Consider the following 6,091-nt stretch of genomic DNA (forward strand, 5'->3'; position numbering starts at 1 on the left):
TGGCCAGCTATCGCGCAACCTTCGACCATATGGCCGAACTCACCGGCCGCTTGGCCGACGAGGCGATGAACACCAACGGCAAGGCCGCCTGACACTGGATTTTGGCGCCAATATCGCAGGCTGCAGAACACAAGGAAACGGCGTCCGGAATGATCCGGACGCCGCTCTCTTGCGGACCGTCTTCGTGGGAGGCGAAACGGCAGGTCCGCCGCACATGCCGCCAGCGCCTGACGGCCTCAGCGGAAGAATGGTTCGGACGCGGTAGCCGCCTGAGCCCGGATCGCCCGAGTGATGCCCCCATCTCCCGCACGAACCACACCGCGTCCTATGATCTGCTTAGTCGATGCTGGGCGCCTGTGATAGGTTACCTGAGGTTACATGTCACTGTTACGTGACAATTTCGGTCGGCTTTCCCTCAGCGCCAGCAGGTTTCGGGCAACAAAAAAGCCGGATCAATGAAGATCCGGCTGAGTTTGATTGGAAGTGCCTGTTAGGGCTAACCTCCAGAGGGGAACACTCGAGGGCGCTAATGGGAGGAGAACGCGCCCAGGAGATGATCTATATATGTGCTCATCATGCTCAAGAAACAAGCATCTATTTTGCAACACACGCATGCAAAATGACACAGGCTGTGGTCTAACCCATTCCTTGGCCTCATAGGACCAGCAGAATCGTCGAAATGCGGTGCACGGCCAGGCAAAGATCATTGGGAAATAGCGAATCAGAGCCAATTCTCGGCCCGAAACGCAAAACCAACGAATGACGTCGAATCAGGCAATACGCGTTTATTTTTGCAGCAGCCGCATCGGCCCGAGATAGGAATCGCTTTTCGGAAGGCACGATGCGTAGATTTCAAGTGCTAGACCGTATTTTGTGCGTCCAAGTGGACGCACCTCGCTCTAGAAGGAAGCCTCGATGAGGACACGTCAGGCGATCGCCGGCAGCGCGCTATTCTTCATCGCAGCGCCCGGCATGGTCGCGGGATTGCTGCCCTGGCTGTTGACCGATCGCTATCGTCTGCCATGGTCGACCCAGCCCGGCTTGGTCCCGGTCGGCTGGGTCCTGATTGTGGTCGCAGCGGCCTTGCTGCTTCATGCCTTCGCCCGTTTTGCTTTCGAAGGCCTGGGCACGCCCGCCCCGGTTGCGCCGACCGAGCAACTGGTTGTCGGTGGTATCTACCGCCATGTCCGCAACCCGATGTATGTGGCGGTGCTGTCGATCATCCTTGGCCAGGCACTGTTGTTTTCGAGCTGGGCTCTCGTCGCCTATGCCACTATCGCCGCCATCGCCATGGTCTCGTTCGTGAAGTTCTACGAGGAACCGACGCTTGCCCGCCGCTATGGCGCCGGCTACGAGGCCTACCGCCGCGCCGTCCCAGGCTGGCTGCCCCGCCTGACCCCATGGCGCTGCCAGTAAGAGTTGTCGTCGGCGGTGCAAGGCGGAAGCGATTTTCTGAAAGTTAGAACGACCAGCTTCGGGCCTTGGCGATAATGAAATCTCGGAAGACGTGCAGTTTCGCCTGGTTCTTCATCGCATCGGGATAAGCGAAATAGGTGTCGAAGGACGGCACTTCGGTCTCCGGCAGCAATTGCACCAGCCCTGAGTCCTTGCTGACCACATAGTCGGGCAGCATAGCGATGCCGGCGCCACCCTGTACCGCGCGCTTTATCGACAATATGTCGTTGATCTGCAGCGTCGGCACCCTTTGCCCGCCTTCGAAATCGCCGACCGTTTCCAGCCAATTCAATTCCGACAAATGCGCCGGCACCGGCACGCCGAAGGTGACGATGCGATGGCTCTTCAACTCGGCGATCGACGCCGGCTTGCCATACTTGTTGACGTAAGAAGGAGCGGCGTAGAGATGGAAATGCACGGTGAACAGGCGGCGCTGGATGAGATCAGGCTGCTGCGGCTGGCGCAGCCGGATCGCGCAGTCCGCCCGGCGCATGGTGAGGTCGAGTTCCTCGTTCGCCAGGATCAACTGCAGGCTGATCTCGGGATAGAGCTCGATGAATTCCTGCACGCGCTCGGTCAGCCAGCCGGCACCGAGCCCGACCGTGGTCGTCACCCTGAGCACGCCGGAGGGCCGATCCTTGGCCTCGGTCAGCCGCGACTTGATCGTCTCCAGCTTCATCAGCACGTCATGCGCCGTGCGGAACAGCATCTCACCCTGCTCGGTCAGCACCAGGCCGCGGGCATGGCGATTGAACAGCGGCACGCCGACATCATGTTCGAGCGCGCTTACCTGCCGCGAGATCGCCGATTGCGACAGATGCAGTGTCTCGGCGGCATGGGTGAACGACCCAGCTTCCGCCGCAGCGTGAAACACGCGTAGCTTGTCCCAGTCCAACGCCATGATGCCCCTCGCTCTGTTTTTTTGGCGTTTGAATGAAAAATCAGGCTTTTGCGCGGCTTTTCTCGGCCGCTTCCTTACTCCGCCGCTTCGCGGTGAACTTCGATCCCGGCGAGGTACTTTTCCGCCTCGAGCGCGGCCATGCAGCCGAGCCCCGCCGCCGTCACTGCCTGGCGGTAGATGTCGTCGGTCACGTCGCCGGCGGCGAACACGCCCGGCACGTCGGTGCAGGTCGAATCCGGCGCCGTCCACAGATAGCCGTTCGGCTTCTGCTTTAGCTTGCCAGCGAACAGCTCAACCGCCGGCGCATGGCCGATCGCCACGAATACGCCGTCGACCGTCAGATGCATCTCCTGACCGCTCACCAGATTGCGCAGCTTCAGTCCCTCCACCGACGGCGGCAGCGGCATCTTGCCGGACTGACCGGTGATCTCGTCAACGACGGTGTCCCAGATGACGCGGACATTGTCCTTCTTGAACAGCCGCTCGCTCAGGATGCGCTCGGCGCGGAAGTCGCTGCGCCGGTGGATGACCGTCACGCTCTTTGCCAGATTGGAAAGATAGAGCGCCTCCTCCACCGCCGAATTGCCGCCGCCGATCACGGCGACATCCTTGCCGCGATAGAAGAAGCCGTCGCAGGTGGCGCAGGCCGATACGCCGAAGCCCATGAAGGTCTGTTCGCTCGGGATACCCAGCCATTTCGCCTGCGCGCCGGTGGCGATGATCAGCGCGTCGGCCGTATAGGTGGTGCCGGAATCGCCCTTGGCGCGGAACGGCCGCACATTGAGGTCGACCTCAGTGATGATGTCGTTGATGACGTCGGTGCCGACATGCTCGGCCTGCTTCAGCATTTGTTCCATCAGCCACGGACCCTGGATCGGATCGGCGAAGCCCGGATAGTTTTCGACATCGGTGGTGATCATCAACTGACCGCCCTGCTGCAGGCCGGCGACGAGCATCGGCTTCAGCATGGCGCGGGCGGCGTAGATTGCCGCCGTATAGCCAGCGGGACCGGAGCCGATGATGAGAACAGGCGCGTGCTTGGTGGTCATGGACGGGCTTTCACAACAACCGGACGCGAATGAAGCGTCCGGCACAAGGATCGATATCGGTCCCTAATCTAGGTGTTGCAGGCGACGCCAGCAAGACGACCGCGCCGTCGTCCCCGGAAAGCTTCCGCACAAACAGACGATCCATGAACATCTTGCGCGGTGACTGTCCGAAAATCACCGACTGAGGGATGGAATGGACACCGAAGTCGTTTAATTACAAGATCACGAAAGATTCTTGCGTGAAGCGCCGAAGGTATCCATGCCGCTCAAAGCCGATCTCGACGCCATCGACTGGAAGATCCTGCGCGAGCTTCAGCACGACGGGCGCATGACCAATGTCGAGCTGTCCGGCCGCGTCGGCATATCGGCGCCGCCATGCCTGCGCCGTGTCAGGCGGCTGGAAGAGACCGGCATCATCCGCGGCTATCGCGCCCTGCTCAATGCGCCGGCGCTCGGCCTGGATGTCGTCGCCTTCTGCCTCATCGGCCTGCATCACCAGGCCGATGCGGAGCTGAAAACCTTCGCCGAACGCACCCGCGGTTGGCCGATCGTGCGCGACGCCTGGATGGTATCGGGCGAATCCGATTTCCTGCTGCATTGCGTGGCGAGCGACCTCGGCGCCTTTCAGACTTTCGTCATCGAGGAACTGGCCTCGGCGCCGAATGTCGACACGGTGCGCACCGCACTGACCATCCGTCGCGTCAAGGACGAAGGCCTGGTGGCTTTCAGCGAAATGAGAACCTAATCCCCCCGAGTTCGGCGATGGTCTCGCAGAGTTTGCTGTGATCGTTGCTCGTCGTCAGTTTGCGCGTCGCGAACATACCATCGCCAGAAGTCCGATTTGATCTGCCGTGCACCAGCCAGCCTTCGCATAGCCCGGCTCGCCGTCCGGCTTCCATATCATCAGCCTTGTCGCCGACGATGATCGATCGGCTGATATCCACGCCCAGCAGATCGCGGGCGCGCAGAAGCATGCCCGGATTGGGCTTGCGCATCGGATGGTCACCTACTGCGAGTTCACCCGTCCCGCTCGAATGGTAGGCGCAGGCGAGCACCAGATCGATCCGGCAATTCTGCGCTTCGAGAAGCGCTAGCAGCCAGGCATTGACTGCGGCGAAATCCGGCCAGCCGAAATAGCCGCGGGCAATGCCCGACTGGTTGGAGACTACGATCGCAGGAAGGCCGACGATGTTGGCCGTTCGGATCACCGGCAGCATCTCCGGCCGCAGCACTATGTCGGCCGGATCGCTGGGATAGCCGCTATCGACGTTGATGGTGCCGTCGCGGTCGAGGAACAGCGCCGGCGTGCCAGCTGGAAAGGCCGCAGTACCGATCCGTTCGACCCAGAGCCCCGGCTCTTCGAGCTGATACGGCTGCGAGGTCGTGACAGCCTCCCTGTCAGCCATCACAGAGGCGCGCTTCGACCATTTCGCACAGATGATGATAGAGACAAAGATGCCCCTGCTGGATGATCGGTGTCGAGGTCGAGGGCACGTTGAGCAGGATGTCGGAGAGCGGCTTGAGCTTGCCGCCGGTGTCGCCGGTCAGGCTGATCACCGTCATGTCCATCATGCGCGCCTGTTCGGCGGCGGCAAGGGTGCTGGCCGAGTTGCCGCTGGTCGAGATGGCGAGCAGCACAGCACCCGCCGCGCCATGTGCCTCGACCTGGCGTGAAAACACCGTGTCGAAGCCGTAATCATTGCCCCAGGCGGTCAGCACCGCCGCATTGGCCGGCAGTGCGATGACGTTGTAGGCCTTGCGCTCCATCAGGAAGCGGCCGACCAGTTCGCCGGCGATGTGGATGGCATCGCTGGCCGAACCGCCATTGCCGCAGATCAGCAGCGCCTTGCCTTGCGAAAGCGCCGCGACGACGGCGGTCACCGCCCGCTCCATCTCGCTGGTGAGGTCGCGCTCGACCATCGCGGTGATCGCGGCCGCCGAGCGGACCAGGTATTCGTTCAGTTTGGACATGAAAACCTCAGTTTGTACTGCCGGCGCGCAACTTGCCGATGGTGCCGGTCGTGCTCTTGCCGACGACGAGATCGACCAGCACGACGCGGCCGCCCGCCTTTCGCACGATTTCGGCACCGACCACCTGATCGATCGTATAGTCGGCGCCCTTGACCAGTATGTCGGGCTTGAGCGCCTCGATCAGCGCGAGCGGCGTGTCCTCCTCGAAGACGACGACGGCGTCGACCGAGGCAAGCGCCGCAAGCACGCAGGCGCGGTCATGCTCGTCGTTGACCGGGCGTCCCGGCCCTTTCAGCCGGCGCACCGAGGCATCGCTGTTGAGGCCCAGAACCAGCCGGTCGCATTGGCTGCGTGCCGCGTGCAAAAGGCTAACATGGCCGGCGTGAAGGATATCGAAGCAGCCATTGGTGAAACCGACACTCAGGCCTTCGTCCTTCCACGTCGCCACCAGCCTTGCAGCGGCAGCGGCATCGAGGATTGCGTCCTTATGGGCAATCGGGCCGTGCGAGCGAAACAGCGCGCCGGTAAGCTCTTCGACCGTCAGCCGCGCGGTGCCGCGCTTTCCAACCACCACGCCACCCGCCGCGTTGGCAATGGCGGCGGCAATGACGCGGTCGGCGCCCGCAGCCAGAGCCAGCGCAAACGTCGCGATGACAGTATCGCCGGCGCCTGAAACGTCGAACACTTCCCGCGCCTGCGTAGCGATGTGGCGGGC

At 62.2% G+C, this 6,091-nt stretch carries 7 protein-coding genes; 2 read left to right on the forward strand and 5 right to left on the reverse strand.

The features are described 5' to 3' along the window. Positions 1–915: 915 nt before the first annotated feature. Positions 916–1,416, forward strand: coding sequence for an isoprenylcysteine carboxylmethyltransferase family protein (locus tag EOA85_RS25065; RefSeq protein WP_065012014.1), 501 nt, complete (start codon positions 916–918; stop codon positions 1,414–1,416). A 43-nt stretch (positions 1,417–1,459) separates the two neighbouring features. Here the strand turns inward: EOA85_RS25065 and EOA85_RS25070 are convergent, their stop codons facing one another. Together EOA85_RS25070 and trxB are read right to left on the reverse strand one after the other, a co-directional pair. Continuing rightward, positions 1,460–2,356, reverse strand: a complete 897-nt coding sequence (locus EOA85_RS25070) for a LysR family transcriptional regulator (protein WP_023799796.1) — start codon at positions 2,354–2,356, stop codon at positions 1,460–1,462. 74 nt (positions 2,357–2,430) lie between these two features. Next, the gene (gene trxB / locus EOA85_RS25075) at positions 2,431–3,405 is read right to left on the reverse strand and encodes a thioredoxin-disulfide reductase (protein ID WP_065012013.1); all 975 of its coding nucleotides are present in this window, start codon (positions 3,403–3,405) and stop codon (positions 2,431–2,433) included. Between the two features lie 259 nt (positions 3,406–3,664). Between trxB and EOA85_RS25080 the strand changes: the two genes are divergently transcribed. Beyond that, the gene (locus tag EOA85_RS25080) at positions 3,665–4,150 is read left to right on the forward strand and encodes an Lrp/AsnC family transcriptional regulator (RefSeq protein ID WP_029350080.1); all 486 of its coding nucleotides are present in this window, start codon (positions 3,665–3,667) and stop codon (positions 4,148–4,150) included. Here EOA85_RS25080 and EOA85_RS25085 read toward each other — a convergent pair. From EOA85_RS25085 to rfaE2, 3 genes are all read right to left on the reverse strand, one after another. Beyond that, a complete protein-coding gene (locus EOA85_RS25085) occupies positions 4,131–4,811 on the reverse strand; it encodes an HAD family hydrolase (protein ID WP_127211563.1) in 681 nt (226 codons plus the stop codon). The two genes, EOA85_RS25080 and EOA85_RS25085, sit on opposite strands and share 20 nt — an antisense overlap. Next, entirely contained in the window at positions 4,804–5,376 is a 573-nt protein-coding gene (locus EOA85_RS25090) for an SIS domain-containing protein (protein WP_127211564.1), read from the reverse strand. Before EOA85_RS25090 ends, EOA85_RS25085 begins: the two co-directional genes overlap by 8 nt. A gap of 7 nt (positions 5,377–5,383) precedes the next feature. Beyond that, on the reverse strand, positions 5,384–6,091 hold a 708-nt coding region (rfaE2, locus tag EOA85_RS25095), incomplete at its 5' end, for a D-glycero-beta-D-manno-heptose 1-phosphate adenylyltransferase (RefSeq protein WP_127211565.1).

It is taken from the genome of Mesorhizobium sp. M5C.F.Ca.IN.020.29.1.1, assembly GCF_003997375.1.
Taxonomy (GTDB): Bacteria; Pseudomonadota; Alphaproteobacteria; order Rhizobiales; family Rhizobiaceae; genus Mesorhizobium; species Mesorhizobium wenxiniae.